22 protein-coding genes are annotated in these 22,103 nt (G+C 59.1%); all 22 read left to right on the top strand.

Annotation, left to right across the window (positions count from 1 at the left end; genetic code table 11):
* The first annotated feature begins 38 nt into the window (after positions 1-38).
* On the top strand, positions 39-779 hold the full coding sequence (locus tag FQ185_RS18460; protein ID WP_149418660.1) for a class I SAM-dependent methyltransferase: 741 nt from the start codon (positions 39-41) through the stop codon (positions 777-779).
* Between the two features lie 471 nt (positions 780-1,250).
* Positions 1,251-2,183, top strand: a complete 933-nt coding sequence (locus FQ185_RS18455) for a ketoacyl-ACP synthase III (RefSeq protein WP_149418708.1) — start codon at positions 1,251-1,253, stop codon at positions 2,181-2,183.
* A 360-nt stretch (positions 2,184-2,543) separates the two neighbouring features.
* Entirely contained in the window at positions 2,544-3,413 is an 870-nt protein-coding gene (locus FQ185_RS18450) for a flagellin domain-containing protein (RefSeq protein WP_149418659.1), read from the top strand.
* 77 nt (positions 3,414-3,490) lie between these two features.
* The gene (locus tag FQ185_RS18445; protein ID WP_371926636.1) at positions 3,491-3,850 is read left to right on the top strand and encodes a flagellar protein FlaG; all 360 of its coding nucleotides are present in this window, start codon (positions 3,491-3,493) and stop codon (positions 3,848-3,850) included.
* A gap of 71 nt (positions 3,851-3,921) precedes the next feature.
* Complete coding sequence (gene fliD, locus FQ185_RS18440) at positions 3,922-5,328, top strand: flagellar filament capping protein FliD (RefSeq protein ID WP_149418657.1); 1,407 nt, start codon at positions 3,922-3,924, stop codon at positions 5,326-5,328.
* 130 nt (positions 5,329-5,458) lie between these two features.
* Positions 5,459-5,854, top strand: a complete 396-nt coding sequence (gene fliS / locus FQ185_RS18435; protein WP_149418656.1) for a flagellar export chaperone FliS — start codon at positions 5,459-5,461, stop codon at positions 5,852-5,854.
* 9 nt (positions 5,855-5,863) lie between these two features.
* Complete coding sequence (fliT, locus tag FQ185_RS18430; protein WP_149418655.1) at positions 5,864-6,160, top strand: flagellar protein FliT; 297 nt, start codon at positions 5,864-5,866, stop codon at positions 6,158-6,160.
* A 171-nt stretch (positions 6,161-6,331) separates the two neighbouring features.
* A complete protein-coding gene (locus FQ185_RS18425) occupies positions 6,332-7,807 on the top strand; it encodes a sigma-54 dependent transcriptional regulator (RefSeq protein WP_149418654.1) in 1,476 nt (491 codons plus the stop codon).
* Positions 7,808-7,935: 128 nt separating this feature from the next.
* The gene (locus FQ185_RS18420; RefSeq protein WP_256730437.1) at positions 7,936-9,141 is read left to right on the top strand and encodes a PAS domain-containing sensor histidine kinase; all 1,206 of its coding nucleotides are present in this window, start codon (positions 7,936-7,938) and stop codon (positions 9,139-9,141) included.
* A 5-nt stretch (positions 9,142-9,146) separates the two neighbouring features.
* Entirely contained in the window at positions 9,147-10,541 is a 1,395-nt protein-coding gene (locus FQ185_RS18415) for a sigma-54 dependent transcriptional regulator (protein ID WP_149418652.1), read from the top strand.
* Positions 10,542-10,686: 145 nt separating this feature from the next.
* Positions 10,687-11,016, top strand: a complete 330-nt coding sequence (gene fliE, locus FQ185_RS18410; RefSeq protein WP_095127774.1) for a flagellar hook-basal body complex protein FliE — start codon at positions 10,687-10,689, stop codon at positions 11,014-11,016.
* Between the two features lie 14 nt (positions 11,017-11,030).
* Positions 11,031-12,818, top strand: coding sequence for a flagellar basal-body MS-ring/collar protein FliF (gene fliF, locus FQ185_RS18405; RefSeq protein ID WP_149418651.1), 1,788 nt, complete (start codon positions 11,031-11,033; stop codon positions 12,816-12,818).
* Positions 12,811-13,830: a flagellar motor switch protein FliG gene (gene fliG, locus FQ185_RS18400; RefSeq protein WP_007948903.1), complete on the top strand. Its 1,020-nt coding sequence runs from the start codon at positions 12,811-12,813 to the stop codon at positions 13,828-13,830. The genes fliF and fliG overlap by 8 nt, the downstream gene beginning before the upstream one ends.
* A 7-nt stretch (positions 13,831-13,837) precedes the next feature.
* Positions 13,838-14,638, top strand: a complete 801-nt coding sequence (fliH, locus tag FQ185_RS18395; RefSeq protein ID WP_149418650.1) for a flagellar assembly protein FliH — start codon at positions 13,838-13,840, stop codon at positions 14,636-14,638.
* A complete protein-coding gene (gene fliI / locus FQ185_RS18390) occupies positions 14,628-15,986 on the top strand; it encodes a flagellar protein export ATPase FliI (protein WP_149418649.1) in 1,359 nt (452 codons plus the stop codon). Before fliH ends, fliI begins: the two co-directional genes overlap by 11 nt.
* Before the next feature lie 6 nt (positions 15,987-15,992).
* Positions 15,993-16,442, top strand: coding sequence for a flagellar export protein FliJ (gene fliJ / locus FQ185_RS18385; protein WP_149418648.1), 450 nt, complete (start codon positions 15,993-15,995; stop codon positions 16,440-16,442).
* Positions 16,443-16,560: 118 nt separating this feature from the next.
* Positions 16,561-16,866 carry an STAS domain-containing protein gene (locus FQ185_RS18380; protein ID WP_149418647.1) on the top strand — a complete coding sequence of 102 codons (306 nt, stop codon included), beginning with the start codon at positions 16,561-16,563 and terminating at the stop codon, positions 16,864-16,866.
* Positions 16,867-16,871: 5 nt separating this feature from the next.
* The gene (locus tag FQ185_RS18375; RefSeq protein ID WP_149418646.1) at positions 16,872-18,578 is read left to right on the top strand and encodes a fused response regulator/phosphatase; all 1,707 of its coding nucleotides are present in this window, start codon (positions 16,872-16,874) and stop codon (positions 18,576-18,578) included.
* Between the two features lie 30 nt (positions 18,579-18,608).
* On the top strand, positions 18,609-18,977 hold the full coding sequence (locus FQ185_RS18370; protein ID WP_149418645.1) for an Hpt domain-containing protein: 369 nt from the start codon (positions 18,609-18,611) through the stop codon (positions 18,975-18,977).
* An 83-nt stretch (positions 18,978-19,060) separates the two neighbouring features.
* Positions 19,061-20,422, top strand: coding sequence for a flagellar hook-length control protein FliK (locus FQ185_RS18365; RefSeq protein WP_149418644.1), 1,362 nt, complete (start codon positions 19,061-19,063; stop codon positions 20,420-20,422).
* Positions 20,423-20,596: 174 nt separating this feature from the next.
* On the top strand, positions 20,597-21,097 hold the full coding sequence (fliL, locus tag FQ185_RS18360; protein WP_149418643.1) for a flagellar basal body-associated protein FliL: 501 nt from the start codon (positions 20,597-20,599) through the stop codon (positions 21,095-21,097).
* Between the two features lie 9 nt (positions 21,098-21,106).
* On the top strand, positions 21,107-22,075 hold the full coding sequence (gene fliM, locus FQ185_RS18355) for a flagellar motor switch protein FliM (protein WP_149418642.1): 969 nt from the start codon (positions 21,107-21,109) through the stop codon (positions 22,073-22,075).
* Positions 22,076-22,103 lie beyond the last annotated feature (28 nt).

Raw genomic sequence — 22,103 nt, 5'->3', positions numbered from 1 at the left:
CGTTAACTTATCAAACTCGAATTGGAATTTTTAAATACATGCATCCCACCGCAATGCAGAACGGACAATTGTTTTTCGATACCTACCTGGGCGAAAGTTCGACTTCCCTGGTGTTGGAAATAGGCGCGCAAGACGTCAACGGCTCACTTCGAGACGTCGCTCCGCCGGGTGTGCGCTACATTGGTGTGGACTTTGTCGTCGGCAAGGGGGTCGATGTCGTCCTCACCGATCCGTATAGCCTTCCGTTCGAGAGCGAGTCTGTCGACGTGATCGTCAGCTCCTCATGTCTTGAGCATTCGGAGATGTTCTGGTTGTCGTTCACCGAATGCCTGAGAATTTTGAAGCCTGACGGACTCCTGTTCATCAACGTACCCTCCAATGGTGCATTCCATCGTTACCCGGTTGACTGCTGGCGCTTCTATCCTGATGCAGGGAGTGCGCTGGTCACCTGGGCCAAGCGCCAGGGGATGAACCCGGCGTTGCTGGAGTCCTTTATCACGCCGCAGCATGAGGACGTATGGAGCGACTTCCTGGCGGTTTTCGTCAAGGATCAAGCCTGCATCCGCCAGCATCCGAACCGGATGATCAAGGCGATCGAACGGTTTGAAAATGGCAAGGTTTCCGGCAGCGAGCAGATTTTCAGCTACGTTGAGTTCCCAGAAGATATCCGCCGATTGGATGCTGCCGTTCAACGATTGGCCGAGATGGAAGGGCGTGAAGCCGTGGTGAAGGATGTCCTGGAAAAGTTGCTGGACTTTACCAAGGGGCAGGCGAACTAAGCGTCAACCCTGCACGCTCCATCCCCGTCCGCCAGCCGGCGGTTCTGCGCGTTCCTTGAGGGCAGGCAATCGGTGATGACCGCAAGGTCAGCCGATTGCAGGTGCACAGGGGTATTGGCCATTGACAGGCTGATACCCACCCGCCCCACGTTGATGGGCCGATTACGCCTCCCGTTCCTGATTCATGCCCCGCGTCCTGTTGTGACCACTTGCTTGAACGCCTTGCCTTGCCTTGCCTTGTCCGGGCCGGGGCTTGGGATGAGTCGTGCGCGGTTTCTGATCTTATCGGCAACCGATTCGACAAAAGCGCGTGACTCGGAAGTCACGGCGCGCATCTTCACTGTTATCATTCCCGAAACCGGGAACAGTTGAGCCGGCGAGCGGCGTTGCCAGGAGGCTCATTAGCTGGTTACCTGGCTTGCGTTCGTGGTGCCTGGTGGGCATTTTGCTTTTTCTGAATTGGGAAGCCATATGATTGGCATTAAAAGTATCGCCAGTTACGTGCCGGCTGAAGGGCTGGACAACTACGCGCAAGGCGCGAAATTCGGTAAGGACCAGGATTTCATCTTTGGCAAGATCGGTTCTACTTTCTTGCCGCGCAAGGGCGCTGGTCAGGAAACCTCCGATTTGTGTGTCGAGGCCGTCAAGGCCCTGTTCGCCGGCAATCCAGCGTTGGACCCGGTCTCTATCGACGTTGTGATCGTCGTAACTCAGAACGGCGATGCAGAAGGCTTGCCGCACACTGCTGCTATCGTCCAGCACAAACTCGGCCTGCCGACCCATATCGCCGCCTTCGACATCTCTCTGGGATGCTCCGGCTATGTGTATGGCTTGTATGCCATGAAAGGTTTCATGGAGGCTGCGGGGCTGAAGAATGGCCTGCTGATCACCGCCGACCCTTACTCGAAGATTGTGGATCCTGAGGATCGCAACACCACCATGTTGTTCGGTGATGCCGCAACGGTGACCTGGATGGGAGAAGGTGGGCACTGGCAGTTGGGTAAGTCGCTGTTCGGCACTGACGGCGCGGGCGCTGAGTTTTTGCGTACTACCGATGGCAAGTTCTTCATGAATGGTCGTCAGGTTTACAATTTCGCCCTGGTCAAGGTACCGGCTCACTTGCAGCAGCTGCTTGATGCCAGCCAGTTGCAGGCGAAGGACATCGACCTCTACTGTCTGCACCAGGGCAGTGCGGCGATCGTTGATGCCGTATCCCAGCGTTTCGAGGGCGGTGATCCCAAGCGTTTTGTCAAGGATATGGCTGAAACGGGCAACACTGTGTCGTCCAGTATTCCGCTTCTGCTTGAAAAGCATGTGATGGGTTCGCAACACAAGCGTGTCGCCCTGAGCGGCTTTGGTGTGGGCCTATCGTGGGGCTCGGCGATTATCGAGCGCCTTGACTGACTGCCAGTTGCAGTAAAGAACGCCGCCTTTCCCAGGCGGCGTCTTTGTCTGTGCACTTTGATGGTCCGTCTGACTGCGCATGTATCGAGCTACGGAACTGTCCATGCGTAGGATTTTGTTCGAAGAGCATAATAGAGGTGTAAATCTACTGAAACACTCTAAGTCACGCTCGATGGTGCTCTGATTCTTGGCGTCAAACTCCCGTTTTTGTTGGGCTGGCAGGGTGTCACTAACTATTTTTTAAAAATCAGCTAAAGCAACGTGCCTTGACGACGATAACTACTACGAAGGTTCTCTGTGCCACACCCGGCGAATTGCCAAGGCCGGAAGCCGTAGTACCCATCCAACGAGGAATTCGTCATGGCTTTGACTGTTAACACCAACACCACCTCCCTGGGCGTTCAGAAAAACCTGAACCGTGCTTCCGACGCACTCAGCACTTCGATGACTCGTCTGTCCTCCGGCCTGAAAATCAACAGCGCCAAAGACGACGCCGCCGGCCTGCAGATCTCCAACCGCATGACTTCGCAGATCCGCGGTCAGACCATGGCGATCAAAAACGCCAACGATGCCATCTCCATCGCGCAGACCGCTGAAGGCGCGATGCAAGAGCAGACCAACATCCTGCAACGTATGCGTGAACTGGCTCTCCAGTCGCGAAACGACTCCAATACTGTAGATGACCGTGATGCACTGAACAAAGAATTCCAGTCGATGACCAAGGAGCTGGACCGTATTGCTGCCAGCACCCAGCTCAACAACAAGAACCTGCTGGACGGTACCACTAAGACCCCGATGATCTTCCAGGTTGGCTCCAACACCGGTTCCGACAACCAGATCAGCATCACCCTGAGTGATGCGATGAACACCTCCGCCTCCGGCGCTCTGAGCGCACTGGCTGGCAAGACCATCACTACTACTACTGCTGCTGCTACCTCCGATATGGAAGTAAACTTCAGTGGTGCGATGACCGCCATCGACCAAGCGCTAAAGAATATCAACACCACCCGTGCTGACCTCGGTGCTGTCCAGAACCGTCTGACCAGCACCATCGCCAACCTGCAGAACATCAACGAAAACGCCGAAGCTGCACGTGGCCGTGTACAGGATACCGACTTCGCTGCTGAAACTGCTCAACTGACCAAGCAGCAGACTCTGCAACAGGCATCGACTTCGGTTCTGGCTCAGGCCAATCAACTGCCATCGGCCGTACTGAAACTGCTTCAGTAATCGCCTGATGATTGTGGCGGGGGAGTGCACTTGTGGTGCTCCTCCGCTTTTTACATTGAGAGGTGGTTGGCATGGATATGAGCGTCAAGCTGAACCTGTCCTACCAGGCCGCGAAGCCGGTCGAGCAGGCCAGTGAACGTCCGGCAGTCAAGTCCGTGGAGGCTGTCGAATCCATCACGCCAGCGAAGGAAAGTGCCGACAGCGGCCTGACCGAAGCTGAGAAGGTTAAAAGCGCGCTCAAGGACATCGAGAAGTTTCTCGCATCGTCGCGTCGCAATCTCGAATTTTCCGCGGATGAAGAATCCGGACGAATTATTGTCAAAGTCATCGCCAGTGAAACCGGTGAGCTGATCCGCCAACTTCCTTCGGAAGAGGCGTTGAAGATCGCGCACAGCCTGAGTGATGTAAACAGCCTGTTGTTCGATGCCAAGGTCTGATGTTGGCGATCGAGCGACAAGTTCGCTAGTCTGATCGGCCAGGTGCGGCGCGCAACCAAGAGGGAATAGCAATGGCGAGTTCAATTTTACCGGGCACCGGCCTGGGTTCTGGCGTCGATATCAACGCTATCGTGAAAACACTGGTTGCGGCTGAGACCGACCCCAAGGCGAATCAGATCAAGCGTCAGACTGCCAACAATACCGCCATGCTGTCGGGGGTCGCGGCGCTCAAGAGTGCGCTGTCTGTCTATCAGACAGCAATGAAGAAACTCAACGACACCGCTACGCCGTCCTTCAATGCCTACACGGCATCCTCCAGTAGCGATTCCGCGATCAAGGTTACCTCGAACAATACTGCGGTTCCGGGGAGCTACTCGGTTCGCGTCGAAAACCTGGCCACCTCGTCCAAGGTCGCCAGCCAGAATTTCGACACGGGCGCCAGCACGCCGATTGCAGAAGGTGACCTGCTGATTACGCAGGACGGTGTGGTTCATACCGTCAAGATTGGTGCTGGTGCGACCTTGCAGACGGTGCGCGATACCATCAACTCGACGTTGGCCGAGAAAGGCATCAGTGCGAACCTTGTCAACGGTGCGGACGGTTCGCGCCTGGTGTTCAGTTCCACGATGACGGGGGATGGCACGGACATTACGGTTGACGGAATAGATGGGCTCCAGATCCTTCCTGGCGTGAAAATGTTGGGTGACGGTGCTGGCTATATCGACGCGCCGGCCGAGGATGCGCTGATCTATGTAGACGGCCTCAAAGTTACCAGCAAGACCAACACCGTGGATGGCGCGGTTAGCGGGATCAGCCTGGAGCTGCTTCAGGAGACCGGCACTGATCCGACCAAGGCGATCACGGTGACCGTCGGTGAGAATACCGCCGGCCTGAAGACGTCGATCCAGGCGTATGTCGATGCCTACAATACCTTGGTCAAGACGGTCAACACCCTGGCTGCCAGCACCAAGGATGAGGATGACAACACTGTCCTCGGCCCGCTGACAAATGATCCGACCACGCGAGCGCTGCTGTCTGATCTGCGTAAGCAGTTGGCCACAGAAGGCAGTGGCGATCGGCTCACCAGCCTGAGTCAGCTGGGTATCAATACCCAGAAGGACGGTACCCTCGAATTCAATAGTGTCAAATTTAATACTGCCATGAAGGAAAAGAAACTCGGTGCCGATGTGCAGGAGCTTTTCACCGGTACCAATGGTGTGTTCGAGCGCATGAACAAGGCGGTCGAACCGTACCTGCAAACGGGCGGCATCCTCGATTCGCGCACGACCGGTCTGGGCAAGCAGCAGTCCGATCTCGCCAACCAGCAGTTGGCGTTGGATCGTCGTATCGATTCGCTGACCGACGTGCTGACCAAGCGTTACGTGGCCATGGACACCCTGGTTGGCAAGCTTGAGGCGCAACGCAAGAACATCGTTTCGATGTTTACCTCGATCGAGGCTCAACAGAAGAACTCCTGATCGGCCGATACGCCTGAAGCCCGGCAGTACCCTTAGAGGGGCTCTGCGCTTTTCGCTTGAGCGCTAAAGTTTTTTGACGTGCAGGCGATACAGGCGGTATATGAATCTTTTCGTTGTTACGAGGTAGAACATGAATCCTATGTTGGCCCTTCGGCAGTACCAGAAAGTCAACGGTGTGGCCCAAACCTCCGAGGCCAGCCCGCACCGCCTGGTACAAATGCTGATGCAGGGCGGCCTGGACCGTATCGCGCAGGCCAAAGGCGCCATTGCGCGCAATGATGTTGCCCTGAAAGGTGTTCTGATCGGCAAGGCCATCGGCATCATCGGTGGCCTGCGCGAAGGGCTCGACCTGGAACATCAGGCCGAGGCGCTGGCTGACATCGATTCGCTGTATGCCTATATGAGCAAACGCCTGGTCGAAGCAAACGTGAAAAACGATCCCGATATCCTCAACGAGGTCGCACGCCTGCTGATCACTTTGAAGGAAGGTTGGGACGCGATCAGCGATCAAACTGTCGACGCCTAGGAGAACACCATGAGTGCCGTGCTCGAACGTATTGAACAAACCCGTGAGGCCCTGCTCGGGGCGCTGGCTGGCCGCGATTGGGAAACCATCACCGAGCTTGACCTGCGCTGCCGTGTTTGTGTTGAGGACGTACTTGCCGAAGCGTCGGCCAACGAGCAGGGTGTGCGCAGCAGACTGGAAGAATTGCTCGACGTTTACCGCCAACTAATTGATGTTGCGAGTGGGGAACGTCAAGCGATAGTCGACGAGATGACACAGATCCGCCAAGCGAAAAATGCCGCAAAAGTATACCATCTGTTCAGCTAAGGCTGAGCGGTTAGAAAAAACAGTGCGCCATAAATTTGACTGTGCGCGGTTTTTTGACTTAACTAGTGGCTGTTTACAGATTTTAGTCGTCTACAGGCATCAACGTGTCTGCAAGCGTCTAGCTTGCCCCCTCATTTTGGGCATTGAGTTGACTAGGGAAGTTGCTATTGCATGTGGCGTGAAACCAAAATTCTGCTAATTGATGACGATAGCGTCCGCCGCCGCGACTTGGCGGTGATTTTAAATTTTCTTGGCGAAGAAAATTTACCCTGCGGTAGCCATGATTGGCAGCAGGCGGTCGGCTCTTTGTCATCAAGTCGAGAAGTGATCTGTGTCCTCATCGGGACGGTCAATGCTCCTGGCGCACTTACGGGCTTGTTAAAGACACTCGCAACCTGGGATGAGTTCCTTCCGGTTTTGTTAATGGGCGATAATTCTTCCGTTGACTTGCCAGAAGACCAGCGCCGCCGAGTGCTTTCGACCCTCGAGATGCCTCCCAGCTACAGCAAATTGCTCGACTCGCTGCACCGTGCCCAGGTCTATCGCGAGATGTACGACCAGGCGCGTGAGCGCGGCCGTCATCGCGAACCCAATCTTTTCCGCAGTCTTGTCGGCACCAGCCGGGCGATTCAACACGTCCGTCAGATGATGCAGCAAGTCGCCGACACCGACGCCAGCGTGCTGATCCTTGGCGAGTCCGGGACCGGCAAGGAAGTGGTCGCGCGCAACCTGCACTACCACTCCAAGCGCCGTGACGCGCCATTCGTACCGGTCAATTGCGGCGCGATCCCGGCCGAGTTGCTGGAAAGCGAACTGTTCGGCCACGAGAAGGGCGCCTTCACCGGGGCGATCACCAGCCGTGCCGGGCGTTTCGAACTGGCCAATGGTGGCACTCTGTTCCTCGACGAAATCGGTGACATGCCGCTGCCGATGCAGGTCAAGTTGCTGCGCGTGTTGCAGGAGCGCACCTTCGAGCGCGTGGGCAGCAACAAGACCCAAAGCGTTGATGTGCGCATCATCGCCGCGACCCACAAGAACCTCGAAACCATGATCGAGATCGGCACCTTCCGCGAAGACTTGTACTACCGTCTGAACGTGTTCCCGATCGAGATGGCGCCACTGCGCGAACGTGTCGAAGACATTCCGCTGCTGATGAACGAGTTGATCTCGCGCATGGAGCACGAGAAGCGTGGTTCGATCCGTTTCAATTCCGCGGCGATCATGTCGCTGTGCCGTCACGGCTGGCCGGGCAACGTCCGCGAACTCGCCAACCTGGTGGAGCGCATGGCGATCATGCATCCGTACGGGGTGATCGGCGTGGTCGAGTTGCCGAAGAAATTCCGCTATGTCGACGACGAAGACGAGCAACTGGTCGACAGCCTGCGCAGCGATCTCGAAGAACGAGTGGCCATCAACGGTCACACCCCGGACTTCTCTGCCGGCGCCATGTTGCCGCCGGAAGGGCTGGACCTGAAGGACTACCTCGGTGGTCTGGAGCAAGGGCTGATTCAGCAGGCGCTGGATGATGCCAATGGCATCGTGGCGCGCGCTGCCGAACGTCTGCGTATTCGTCGCACCACCCTGGTGGAGAAGATGCGCAAGTACGGCATGAGTCGTCGTGACGGTGAAGAACAGGCAGATGATTGACGCCTGTTTTTCAAGTCTCTAATTTGTAAGTAGTTTTTTTTAGGCACGGGTATTGCTACATCCCTCGCAACGTTCCGTTTAACTGACGGTCAGCCAAGCGAGAGAACACGATGCCCCAAGCCGCCCAGATGTTTCCTGTCCCTGACGCATCGGGGCAACCGTCGTCCGTAGAACAGGCAGGCCGGCTTGGCCTCGAGCAGGCGTTTGCCCAGTTCAATCAGATGTCGAGCCAGTTGACCGACTCCTACAGCATGCTCGAAGCCCGGGTCACGGAGCTCAAGGGTGAGCTGGCAGTGGTCAGCGCTCAACGCATGCAGGAACTGGCGGAAAAAGAACGCCTGGCCAACCGTCTGCAAAACCTCCTCGATCTGTTGCCCGGCGGTGTCATCGTCATCGACGCCCAAGGCATCGTGCGCGAAGCCAATCCCGCGGCTTGTGAACTGCTCGGTCTGCCGTTGGAAGGCGAGTTGTGGCGCCATGTCATCGCCCGCTGCTTTGCGCCTCGCGAAGACGACGGGCATGAAATCTCGCTCAAGGACGGTCGGCGTTTGTCGATCTCCACTCGCTCGCTGGATGCCGAGCCCGGCCAGTTGGTGTTGCTCAACGACCTGACTGAAACCCGTCATCTGCAAGATCAGCTGGCCCGCCACGAACGCCTGTCGTCACTCGGCCGCATGGTCGCGTCCTTGGCCCACCAGATTCGTACCCCCTTATCCGCTGCCTTGCTCTACGCCAGTCATTTGACTGAGCAGGTATTGCCGGTTGAAACCCAGCAACGTTTTGCCGGGCGCCTGAAAGAGCGTCTGCATGAACTGGAGCATCAGGTTCGCGACATGCTGGTGTTTGCTCGCGGGGAGTTGCCGCTGACCGATCGCGTCACGCCCAAGGTGCTGATGCAATCGCTACAGGCAGCCGCACTGACCCATGTGCAAGACCTGCCGATTCGCTGGCAGTGCGACAGTCATTGCGGCGAGTTGTTGTGCAATCGCGACACGCTGGTCGGGGCGATCCTGAACCTGATCGAGAACGCCATCCAGGCCAGTGCCGGTGACGTTCGTTTGAAAGTCCATCTCTATACCCGTGACAACAACCTGCGCGTATCGGTCAGCGACAGCGGCAGTGGCATCGACTCGAAAGTTCTGGCGCGCCTGGGTGAGCCCTTCTTTACCACTAAAACCACCGGAACCGGCCTCGGCCTGACCGTGGTCAAGGCAGTGGCCCGTGCTCATCAGGGAGAATTGCAACTGCGCTCGCGGCTCGGTCGCGGCACGTGTGCGCAGGTGATCCTGCCGCTTTTTCCGGGTGAAAAGCCCAGCGCTCAGGGAGGGGAGTGAAGGAGATGGCAATCAAGGTTTTACTGGTTGAGGATGACCGCGCGCTACGCGAAGCATTGGCCGATACGCTATTGCTCGCCGGGCACGATTTCAAAGCCGTCGGTTCGGCGGAAGAAGCGCTGGCGGCGGTCGGTGCCGAGGCATTCAACCTGGTGCTGAGTGACGTCAACATGCCGGGCATGGACGGCCATCAACTGCTCGGATTGCTGCGCACTCGTCAGCCGCAGCTACCGGTGTTGCTGATGACCGCTCACGGTGCCGTCGAGCGGGCAGTCGATGCGATGCGTCAAGGCGCAGCGGATTACCTGGTCAAACCGTTCGAGCCCAAAGCCTTGCTCGATCTGGTGGCGCGTCATGCGCTGGGCAGTTTCGGGGCGACCGAGGGCGAGGGACCTGTAGCGTTCGAGCCGGCCAGTGCGCAATTGCTGGAACTGGCTGCGCGAGTGGCACGCAGTGATTCCACGGTGTTGATCTCCGGTGAGTCCGGGACCGGCAAAGAAGTGCTGGCGCGTTATATCCATCAGCACTCCCATCGCGCCAGTCAGCCATTTATTGCGATCAACTGCGCAGCCATTCCCGACAACATGCTCGAAGCCACGTTGTTCGGTCATGAAAAGGGCTCGTTCACCGGCGCCATCGCGGCTCAGGCCGGCAAGTTCGAACAGGCTGATGGCGGGACTATCCTGCTCGACGAAATTTCTGAAATGCCCTTGGGTCTGCAGGCCAAGTTGCTGCGCGTGTTGCAAGAGCGCGAAGTCGAGCGGGTCGGGGCGCGCAAGCCGATCACGCTGGACATTCGGGTCGTCGCGACCACCAACCGTGACCTGGCCGGGGAAGTGGCGGCGGGGCGTTTTCGCGAAGATCTTTTTTATCGCCTGTCGGTGTTTCCGCTGGCGTGGCGGCCGTTGCGCGAGCGTACCGCCGACATCTTGCCGCTGGCCGAGCGCCTACTGGCCAAACACGTCAATAAAATGAAGCATGCGGCGGCCAGATTGTCGCCTGAGGCTCAGGCGTGCCTGATCGGTTATCCGTGGCCGGGTAACGTGCGTGAGTTGGATAACGCGATTCAGCGGGCGCTGATCCTGCAGCAGGGCGGTTTGATACGGCCTGAGGATTTCTGTCTGGCCGGGCCGGTTGCCTGTGCGCCGTTGCCGGCATTGGCGGCACAGATGCCGACACCCGTTCGAGTGGTGGAGGTTGACGCTGAGTCGGCGGGTGGCTTGGGCGATGACCTGCGTCGCCGTGAGTTCCAGATGATCATCGACACCTTGCGCGCCGAGCGCGGCCGCCGCAAAGAGGCCGCCGAGCGTTTGGGCATCAGCCCGCGCACCCTGCGCTACAAGCTGGCGCAAATGCGTGACGCCGGCATGGACGTGGAAGCTTATTTGTTCGCCACCTGATGTCGTTGGCAGCGCAACACGGGACAGCTTTTGTTTAGAGCGGCCATGGAGCTGGCACCCTTGTTGCTAACACCTCACTACCCGCCGAGTGAGTGTCAAAAAATTGCGGGTCGCCAACGACGTAGCTCGTCAAAAGAGAGAAACCATGAGCCAAGGTATTGAATTTAATCGATTGATGCTGGACATGCGCTCCATGCAAATGGATGCCATGTCTGCGTCAAAATCGACTGCCGCAGTCCCTCAACTGGGTGGCAGCAGCTTTTCCGACATGCTCGGTCAAGCCGTCAATAAAGTGAACGACACCCAGCAGGCGTCCAGTCAGTTGGCCAGTGCCTTCGAGATCGGCAAGAGCGGCGTCGACCTGACGGACGTGATGATTTCCTCGCAGAAGGCCAGCGTGTCTTTTCAGGCGTTGACCCAAGTGCGCAACAAGTTGGTTCAGGCATACCAAGACATCATGCAGATGCCGGTTTAAGGACGAATTGAGTCATGGCAGAAGCAATCGCCGATAATGTTCCGGCCAAGACCACTCCAATAGACGGCAAGCCGCCGCTGTTCGGGTTGTCCTTCCTGGAAAACCTCTCCGAGATGACCATGTTGCGTCAGGTGGGCCTGTTGGTCGGCCTGGCTGCGAGCGTGGCGATTGGCTTCGCCGTGGTGTTGTGGTCCCAGCAACCGGACTACCGGCCTCTGTACGGCAGCCTTGCCGGTATGGACGCCAAGCAGGTCATGGAAACCCTGGCCGCCGCCGATATTCCTTACACCGTTGAACCCAACTCCGGTGCCTTGCTGGTCAAGGCCGATGATCTGTCCCGTGCGCGGCTCAAACTCGCGGGCGCTGGTGTCACTCCCAGCGACGGCAACATCGGTTTTGAAATTCTCGACAAGGACCAGGGCCTGGGCACCAGCCAGTTCATGGAAGCGACCCGTTATCGTCGCGGCCTCGAAGGCGAACTGGCCCGCACCATTTCCAGCCTGAACAACGTCAAGGGTGCCCGTGTGCACCTGGCAATTCCGAAAAGCTCGGTGTTCGTGCGCGACGAGCGCAAGCCGAGCGCTTCGGTTCTGGTGGAACTGTATTCCGGCCGCTCGCTGGAACCTGGCCAGGTGCTGGCGATCATCAACCTGGTGGCCACCAGCGTTCCCGAACTCAGCAAATCCCAGATCACCGTCGTCGATCAGAAGGGCACCTTGCTCTCCGATCAAGCGGAGAACTCCGAACTGACCATGGCCGGCAAGCAATTCGATTACAGCCGTCGCATGGAAAGCATGCTCACCCAGCGCGTGCACAACATCCTGCAACCGGTGCTGGGCAATGACCGCTATAAAGCCGAAGTCTCGGCTGATGTGGATTTCAGCGCCGTCGAGTCGACTTCCGAGCAGTTCAACCCGGATCAACCGGCGTTGCGCAGCGAGCAGTCGGTCAACGAACAACGTACCGCCAGCAATGGCCCGCAAGGTGTGCCGGGTGCCTTGAGCAACCAGCCGCCATCGCCGGCCTCCGCGCCGCAAACCACCGGTGGCGCTACCGCGTCGGCCGGCATGGTGCAGCCAGGCCAGCCATTGCTCGATGCCAATGGTCAGCAAATCATGGACCCGGCCACCGGCCAGCCGATGCTCGCACCGTACCCGGCAGACAAGCGTCAACAATCCACCAAGAACTTCGAACTCGACCGCTCCATCAGCCACACCAAACAACAGCAGGGCCGTTTGAATCGCCTGTCGGTGTCGGTGGTGGTGGATGACCAGGTCAAGATCAACGCGGCCAACGGTGAAACCACCCGCGCGCCATGGACCGCCGATGAACTGGCGCGCTTCACCCGTCTGGTGCAGGACGCCGTCGGTTTCGACGCCAGCCGTGGCGACAGCGTCAGCGTGATCAACATGCCGTTCTCCGCCGAACGCGGTGAAGTGATTGCCGATATTCCGTTCTACTCCCAGCCATGGTTCTGGGACATCGTCAAACAAGTGCTGGGTGTCTTGTTCATCCTGGTGCTGGTGTTCGGCGTGCTGCGTCCGGTGCTCAACAACATCACCGGTGGCGGCAAAGGCAAACAGCTGGCAGGCATCGGCAGCGACGTCGAGTTGGGTGGCATGGGCGGCCTGGACGGCGAACTGGCCAACGACCGCGTCAGCCTCGGTGGCCCGCAAAGCATCTTGCTGCCGAGCCCGAGCGAAGGCTATGACGCGCAGTTGAACGCAATCAAGAGTTTGGTGGCAGAAGACCCGGGTCGTGTGGCCCAGGTCGTGAAAGAGTGGATTAACGCAGATGAGTGATAACCGAGCCGTTGCCGCCAAACTGTCCAAGGTCGACAAAGCCGCGATTCTGCTGCTGTCCCTGGGGTCGACCGACGCTGCGCAAGTGCTGCGCCACATGGGGCCCAAAGAGGTCCAGCGTGTGGGTGTGGCCATGGCGCAGATGGGTAACGTGCACCGCGAGCAGGTCGAGCAGGTGATGAGCGAGTTCGTCGACATCGTCGGCGACCAGACCAGCCTGGGCGTTGGCTCCGACGACTACGTGCGCAAAATGCTCACCCAGGCGCTGGGCGAAGACAAGGCCAACGGCCTGATCGACCGCATCCTGTTGGGCGGCAACACCAGTGGCCTCGACAGCCTGAAGTGGATGGAACCGCGCGCAGTCGCCGATGTGATCCGTTACGAGCACCCGCAAATCCAGGCGATCGTGGTGGCGTATCTCGACCCGGACCAGGCCGGCGAAGTGCTCGGCAACTTCGACCACAAGGTGCGTCTGGACATCATTCTGCGGGTCTCCTCGCTGAATACCGTGCAGCCAGCGGCCCTGAAAGAACTCAACCAGATTCTCGAGAAGCAGTTCTCCGGCAACTCGAATGCCTCGCGCACCACCCTGGGTGGCATCAAGCGCGCGGCGGACATCATGAACTTCCTCGACAGCTCGATCGAAGGTCAGCTGATGGACTCGATTCGCGAAGTCGACGAAGACCTGTCTGGTCAGATCGAAGACCTCATGTTCGTGTTCAACAACCTGTCCGATGTCGACGATCGCGGGATTCAGGCGTTGCTGCGCGAAGTGTCCTCCGACGTGCTGGTGCTGGCCCTCAAGGGTTCGGACGAAGGCGTCAAAGAGAAGATCTTCAAGAACATGTCCAAACGAGCGGCCGAACTGTTGCGCGACGACCTCGAGGCCAAAGGCCCGGTGCGCGTCAGCGACGTGGAAACCGCGCAGAAAGAAATCCTCACCATTGCCCGCCGTATGGCCGAAGCCGGAGAAATCGTTCTCGGCGGGAAGGGCGGCGAAGAGATGATCTAAGGTCACTATGTCGTCCAAACATGATGAGTCCAACACCGACCTGATCCGCGGCAAGGACGTCGGTGGTTTCGACGTCTGGTCGCTGCCCAGTTTCGATCCCCACGTGCCGGAGCCCGAGCCTGAACCTGAGCCCGAGCCGCCGGAAATGGAAGAAGTGCCGCTGGAAGAAGTCCAGCCACTGACCCTCGAAGAACTCGAAAGCATTCGTCAGGAGGCCTATAACGAAGGCTTCGCCACGGGCGAGAAAGAAGGCTTCCACAGCACCACACTCAAGGTCCGTCAGGAAGCCGAAGTGGCTTTGGCCGCCAAGATTGCCGGCCTTGAGCAACTGATGGGGCATCTGTTCGAGCCCATTGCCGAGCAGGACACCCAGATTGAAAAGTCCCTGGTCGACCTCGTGCAGCACATCACCAAACAGGTGATCCAGCGCGAACTGGCCATCGACTCGACGCAGATCGAGCACGTCATGCGCGAGGCACTAAAGCTCCTGCCACTGGGCGTGGGCAATGTGCGGCTGTACATCAATCCGCAGGATTTCGAACAGGTCAAAGCCCTGCGCGAGCGCCATGAAGAAACCTGGCGCATCGTCGAGGACGAAGCGTTGTTGCCCGGTGGTTGCCGGGTCGAGACTGAACACAGCCGGATCGACGCCACCGTTGAAACCCGTGTGGCGCGGGTCATGGACAAGCTCTTCGATCAGTTGCACGAACAGGCATTGCACCCGGCCGCGCCGGATCTGAGCCTGGAACTGCCGATCGACGACAAGCCCGCGGTCGCAGCCGAACCGGACGCTCCCGATGCGCCTTGATCGGACCAGCTTCGCCAAGCGCCTCGGCAGCTACACCGAGGCCACCGAGCTTGCCGGCGCGCCGATCCTTGAAGGCCGCTTGCTGCGCATGGTCGGCCTGACGCTAGAAGCCGAAGGCTTGCGCGCCGCCATGGGCAGTCGCTGCATGGTCATCAACGACGACAGTTATCATCCGGTGCAGGTCGAAGCTGAAGTCATGGGTTTCTCCGGCAGCAAAGTCTTTCTGATGCCGGTCGGCAGCGTCGCCGGCATTGCGCCCGGTGCCCGCGTGGTTCCCTTGGCTGATACCGGTCGCCTGCCGATGGGCATGAGCATGCTCGGGCGGGTGCTCGATGGTGCCGGTCGTGCGCTGGATGGCAAGGGCGGCATGAAGGCTGAAGACTGGGTGCCGATGGATGGCCCGACGATCAACCCGCTCAAGCGTCACCCGATCAGCGAGCCTCTGGACGTGGGCATCCGCAGCATCAACGGTTTGTTGACGGTCGGTCGCGGTCAGCGGCTCGGGTTGTTCGCCGGTACCGGCGTCGGTAAGTCTGTGCTGCTGGGCATGATGACCCGCTTCACCGAGGCCGACATTATTGTCGTCGGGCTGATCGGCGAGCGGGGTCGTGAGGTTAAAGAGTTCATCGAGCACATTCTCGGTGAGGAAGGGCTCAAGCGTTCGGTGGTGGTTGCGTCACCCGCCGACGATGCGCCACTGATGCGTCTGCGCGCGGCCATGTACTGCACGCGCATCGCCGAATATTTTCGCGACAAGGGCAAGAACGTCCTGTTGCTGATGGATTCCCTGACCCGTTTCGCTCAGGCCCAGCGGGAAATCGCCCTGGCCATCGGCGAACCGCCAGCGACCAAGGGTTATCCACCGTCGGTGTTCGCCAAGTTGCCAAAACTGGTGGAGCGGGCCGGTAATGCCGAAAAGGGCGGCGGTTCGATCACGGCGTTCTACACCGTGTTGTCCGAAGGCGATGACCAGCAGGATCCGATTGCCGACGCCGCGCGAGGCGTGCTCGACGGGCACATCGTGCTGTCCCGGCGCCTGGCCGAGGAGGGGCATTACCCGGCCATCGATATCGAAGCGTCCATCAGCCGGGTCATGCCGTCGGTGGTGACGCCGGAACACATGGCCCGCGCGCAATATTTCAAGCAGCTGTGGTCGCGCTATCAACAGAGTCGGGACCTGATCAGCGTCGGTGCCTACGTCGCCGGTGGCGATCGGGAAACCGACCTGGCGATTTCCCTGCAACCGCAGTTGGTCAAATACCTGCGCCAGGGCTTGAACGACAGCATCAGCCTGGGCGAAAGCGAAGCCTATCTTGGATCGATCTTCGCCCCCGCGGCGGGCGGCTAACCGGCCATGGCCCAGAGCCGAGCCTCGCGCCTGGCCCCCGTGGTCGAAATGGCCGAAAAAGTCGAGAAGGCTGCGGTCCTGCGCCTGGGTCACTTTCAGGGCCAGGTCCGTCTGGCAGAAAGCAAACTTGCCGACCTTGAGGCCTTTCGCCTCGACTACCAGGAACAATGGATCGTGCGCGGCAGCAGCGGCGTTTCGGGTCAATGGCTGCTGGGGTATCAAGGCTTTCTGGCGCAACTGGGCACCGCCATTGATCAGCAGCGACAAAGCCTCGCATGGCATCAAAACAACCTGAACAAGGCGCGGGAAACCTGGCAACAGGCTTATGCCCGGGTCGAAGGTTTACGCAAATTGGTGTTGCGCTACATGGATGAGGCGCGGCGGCTTGAGGACAGGCGCGAACAAAAGCTGCTGGATGAGTTGTCCCAGCGGTTACCGCGTCAGGACCCGTATTGAATCAGGAGGACCGCGACGGCGATTTCACAGTCTGCACAATTTTTCCAGCCTTGCTCCGGCTACCGCCAGATGCTAAACCTTGTATACGTACGTTCCCGAATGACAAGGAAGCCGTTAAATGTCAGTTGTTACAGAAGTATCCGAAGATGGGCAAAAGCTGACGATATCGATCAAGGGACGATTCGATTTCGCCAAGCATCAGGAATTTCGCGAATCCTACGAAAATCTTCAGCCAAAACCCGAGTCCTTCGAAGTGAACCTGAAGGACGCCACCTACCTCGACAGTTCGGCGCTTGGCATGTTGCTGCTATTGCGTGATCACGCGGGTGGCGAGAATGCCGAGATCACGTTGACCCACGCGAATGCAGATGTGCGCAAAATCCTCGCCATCTCCAACTTCGAACAAATTTTCGACGTGGCGTGACCGCCATGTCGACTGCGCTTGAATCGCTGACGATCCTGATCGCCGAAGACAGCGCGGCCGATCGCATGCTGCTGTCGACTATTGTCCGTCGTCAGGGTCATGAAGTGCTGACGGCGGCCAACGGTGCCGAAGCGGTTGATGCGTTTCGCCAGCAACGACCGCAACTGGTGCTCATGGACGCCATGATGCCGGTGATGGACGGTTTCGAGGCGGCGCGACAGATCAAGGTGTTGGCCGGGGAAACCCTGGTGCCGATCATCTTCCTCACTTCGCTGACCGAAAGTGAAGCCCTGGCCCGTTGTCTGGAAGCCGGCGGCGACGACTTTCTGGCAAAGCCCTACAACCAGGTGATCCTCGCCGCCAAGATCAAGGCGATGGATCGCCTGCGGCGGTTGCAGGCCACCGTGTTGCAGCAGCGCGACCAGATCGCCAGGCACCACGATTACCTGCTCAACGAGCAGCGTGTGGCCAAGGCCGTATTCGACAAAGTGGCCCACTCCGGCTGCCTGAATGCCCCCAATATCCGTTACTTGCAATCGCCTTATGCGCTGTTCAACGGCGATCTGCTGCTGGCCGCGTTCACTCCGGCCGGCGACATGCACGTGCTACTCGGTGATTTCACCGGCCATGGCTTGCCAGCAGCGGTCGGTGCCATGCCGCTGGCTGAGGTTTTCTACGGCATGACCGCCAAGGGCTACGGCCTGTCGGAAACCCTGCGCGAGATGAATGCCAAGCTCAAGCGCATCCTGCCGGTGGACATGTTCTGTTGCGCAACGCTGCTGTGCCTGAGTTTCCAGCGGCGCTCGGTTGAGGTGTGGAACGGCGGCATGCCGGACGGTTACCTGCACAGCATCGCCAGCGGCGAGCGTACGCCGCTGACGGCCCGGCATTTACCGCTCGGCGTCCTGAGCCCGCACACCTTTGATGACCGCACAGAAGTATTTCCAATGGCGGTTGGCGATCGGGTGTTCCTGTTGTCCGACGGGGTGATCGATACCTGCGACGCCAACGAGCAATTGTTTGGTGTGGAGCGGTTGCAGCGGGTATTTGCGGCCAATCGTCAGCCTGATGAGTTGTTCGAAGAGATCGAACAGGCGCTGCGGGACTTTCGCGGCGAGGCCCGCGATGACGTGAGCATGGTCGAGGTCAGTCTGCTGGAGGCCGCGCAACTGAGCCCGCCGGCGCTGGTGTATTCCGACAGTGGCCAGTCTTGTCCGCTGGACTGGTCGGTGAGTTTCGAGTTCCGCGCCGCCACCCTCAAACGCTTCAATCCGTTGCCGTATCTTTTGCAACTGCTGCTAGAGGTTCATGGTCTGCGGGCTCAGAGTGGAGCGCTCTACAGTGTGCTGGCCGAACTGTATTCCAACGCGCTGGAGCATGGTGTTTTGGGGCTGGATTCGAGCCTCAAACGCGATGCATCGGGTTTTACGCACTATTATCAACAGCGAAATGCGCGACTGGACGAGCTACAGGACGGCTATGTCCGGGTGCATTTGCAGGTCACCCCCAAAGGCGAGGGTGGTTGCCTGACGATTCGCGTCGAAGACAGCGGCAAGGGCTTCGATGTCGCGCGGGTGATGGCCCGGCCCGTCGAGGGCGTCCGTCTGTCGGGACGTGGCGTCAGTCTGATCCGTCAGTTGGGCCGCAATGCGAGCTGGTCCGACGATGGTCGAAGTGCCCGCGTGGAATTTTTCTGGGAGGCTCAGGCATAATCCACGCATTCTTGATCAAGGAGTGAGCAAGTGGCTGACAAACATCTGGACCGAGACGTGCTGAGCGCGTTGCAAGAGGTCATGGAGGATGAGTATCCGACGTTGCTGGATACCTTTCTCGCCGATTCCGAAGAGCGTTTACGCATCTTGCGAAAGGCTGAAGATGCCGCGCAACTCATGAATGCAGCCCATAGTTTCAAGGGCAGCAGCAGCAACATGGGCGCCATACGCCTGGCGGAGTTGTGCCATGAACTGGAGCAGTGCGCCAAGCAAAAAAGCCTCGCCGGCATTGAAAAACTGGTAGGCGAAATTGATGATGAATTTGCGTTTGTCCGGCCGCTCTATGAGGCCGAGCGTCAGCGTTCTCTTTCTGTCAATGAGGCCGTCCGGCGCTTTTAACGCCTGATACTCAAACCTGGCGCGACCTTTGCACTAATCTCCGTCAACTGTACCTACGATCCCAGTGCAGCGGAGACCGTGTCATGCCCGTTACCCCCAATATGCTTCTTCAGGCCGCCGCTCAGGCCAAGACTCAAGCCGCCTCCGCCAATACACCGGCGCTGTCCGCTGAGCCTGGGGAAAAGGCGTCCAGCTTCGCTCAGGTCTACGCCAATCAAGCCCAGAACAAACCCTCTGCGGTGGGTGATGGATCGGCCAAGCCGACACGCGATAAAACTCCGGACGGTCCCGGCAAAAAGGACGTCGGCAACGACAATCCTGCCGCCCCGGAACCGACGGTTGCCGATAGCGGCAAATCCTTGCCCGCCGATAAACCGGCGCAGGCTGACGAGCAGGCCAGCGATGACGCCTCGGACACTCCCCAGACGCCAATCGCCGATGCACCTGTTGACCCGACTCTCGACCCGGCATTGATGCAGGCGGTCCAGCCGACGGTGCCAGTGCCGGCAACTACGCCCGCGGTAGCTGTCGAGCAACCGCAGGTTGAAGCGCCGGTCGCTGCGGCCGTTATTGCGGCAACGACCTCGATCGCCGCCACCGCTGATACAGCATTCGATCCCGAAGCCGATCCACTCGATGCGCTGCCTGCGGTGCGCATGGCCATGGAGCAGAGTGGTCACGTTTCTGCTTCCAGTCAGGCTCAACCAAAAGCGGCGCCAACTTCGGCCCAGACTCAGGCTGACGGTGAGCCGACTGCGGCGCAAAACTTTGCTGCGGGCATGGCGGGCATGCTCGATGTGCAAGCCGACAAGGACAGCACCAGCCAGGGCGGCGACAAAGCCTTCAGTGGCCTTATCGATGACGGTCTCAAGGACCTGAAGTCGGCGAGTAGCGATACCCGGGTCGACGATTTCGCCAACCGTCTGGCCGCACTGACCCAGGCCGCCACGCCGAAAACCGCCAACGCGGTGCCGGTGAATCAGCCGATCGCCATGCATCAGAGCGGCTGGACAGAAGAAGTGGTGAATCGGGTCATGTACCTGTCCAGCGCCAATCTCAAGGCGGCCGACATCCAGTTGCAACCGGCCGAACTGGGACGCCTCGACATTCGGGTGAACATGGTTCCGGATCAGCAAACCCAAGTGACGTTCATGAGCGCCCATCCAAGCGTTCGCGAAGCACTGGATGGGCAGATGCATCGCTTGCGTGACATGTTTGCGCAACAGGGTATGGGTCAGGTCGACGTCAACGTTTCCGACCAGTCTCGTGGCTGGCAGGGCCAGGGGCAGGATCAGGCTCAACAGGGACAAGGCCAGGGTGGGCGCACCAGCGCCAGTGGTGGTCGTCTCGACTCCATGGATGACGAGCTTGTGCCAACAGTCGCCGAAGTAGCAGCCAGCACCACCAGCGTGATTGGCTCCAGCGCTGTCGACTACTACGCCTGATCCAGCTAAACACTAAACCCTGTGGAATCGTCGCACCGCCGCTTCCACAGTGATTTGCATTGTTCTCCCGATAGCCTGCGTCCTTCACCTTTGTCCCTCAGACACTTCTGGCATAACACTTGCTCTTGCCTTGGCGTGCGACTGTGAAAACCCGAATAGTGACGGATTATTGGCATGGCGAAGAGCGAAGCAGCAGTAAAAGACCCCGCAACCAAAGGCAAACTCAAGCTGATCATTGCAGTCGTGGTGGCCCTGCTGCTGGCGATCGGCTTGTCCGTGGGGGCGACCTGGTTCTTCATGCACAGCGCCCAGACCAAGCCTGCCGCCGCGGCGCAAACCGCCCCTGTCGGTAAGCTGCCCGCGGTTTTCGAGCCCATGGCGCCGGCGTTCGTGGCCAACTTCAACCAGAACGGTCGTCAGCGCTACATGCAGGTGAGCATCACCATGCAGGGTCGCAATCAGGCCGATCTGGAAGCGCTCAAAGTGCACATGCCGGTGATCCGCAATAACCTCGTCATGCTGTTCTCCGGGCAAGACTTCGCCACGCTGGCGTCGCCGGTCGGCCAGGAAATGTTGCGCCAGAAAGCCACGGCCAGCGTCCAGGAAGTGGCGCAGAAGGAGCTCGGCAAAGTGGTGATCGAACAGTTGCTTTTCACTAATTTCGTACTGCAGTAGGAACACGACATGGCCGTGCAGGACCTGCTGTCCCAGGATGAGATCGATGCGCTGTTGCATGGCGTCGACGATGGTCTGGTACAGACCGATACCGCTGCCGAACCCGGCACCGTCAAAAGCTACGACCTGACCAGCCAGGATCGCATCGTCCGTGGACGCATGCCGACCCTGGAAATGATCAACGAGCGTTTTGCCCGCTACACCCGCATCAGCATGTTCAACATGCTGCGCCGCTCGGCAGACGTTGCCGTGGGTGGCGTGCAGGTGATGAAGTTCGGCGAATACGTGCATTCGCTGTACGTGCCGACCAGCCTCAACCTGGTCAAGATCAAACCGTTGCGCGGCACCGCGTTGTTCATCCTCGACGCCAAACTGGTGTTCAAACTGGTGGACAACTTCTTCGGCGGCGATGGCCGCCACGCCAAGATCGAAGGGCGTGAATTCACCCCCACCGAACTGCGTGTAGTGCGCATGGTGCTGGAGCAGGCCTTCGTCGATTTGAAGGAAGCCTGGCAGGCGATCATGGAAGTGAACTTCGAGTACATCAACTCGGAAGTGAACCCGGCCATGGCCAACATCGTCGGCCCGAGCGAAGCGGTTGTGGTATCGACGTTCCACATCGAACTCGATGGTGGAGGCGGCGACCTGCACGTGACCATGCCGTATTCGATGATCGAGCCGGTGCGCGAAATGCTCGACGCCGGTTTCCAGTCGGACCTCGACGATCAGGATGAGCGCTGGGTCAACGCCTTGCGCCAGGACGTGCTCGATGTCGATGTGCCGATCGGCGCCACGGTTGCCCGTCGCCAGTTGCGCCTGCGGGACATCCTGCACATGCAGCCGGGGGACATTATCCCGGTCGAAATGCCGGACGAAATGATCATGCGCGCCAACGGCGTGCCTGCATTCAAGGTCAAGATGGGCTCGCACAAAGGCAACCTCGCGTTGCAAGTGATCGAGCCGATCGAGCGCCGCTGAGCGGCGCCTCCCAATTCGCTTTTTGACT

Origin of the sequence: Pseudomonas sp. ANT_H12B, from assembly GCF_008369325.1 — a bacterium.
In the GTDB taxonomy this organism is placed as follows: Bacteria; Pseudomonadota; Gammaproteobacteria; order Pseudomonadales; family Pseudomonadaceae; genus Aquipseudomonas.
This window is presented reverse-complemented; position numbering and strand designations above follow the sequence as displayed.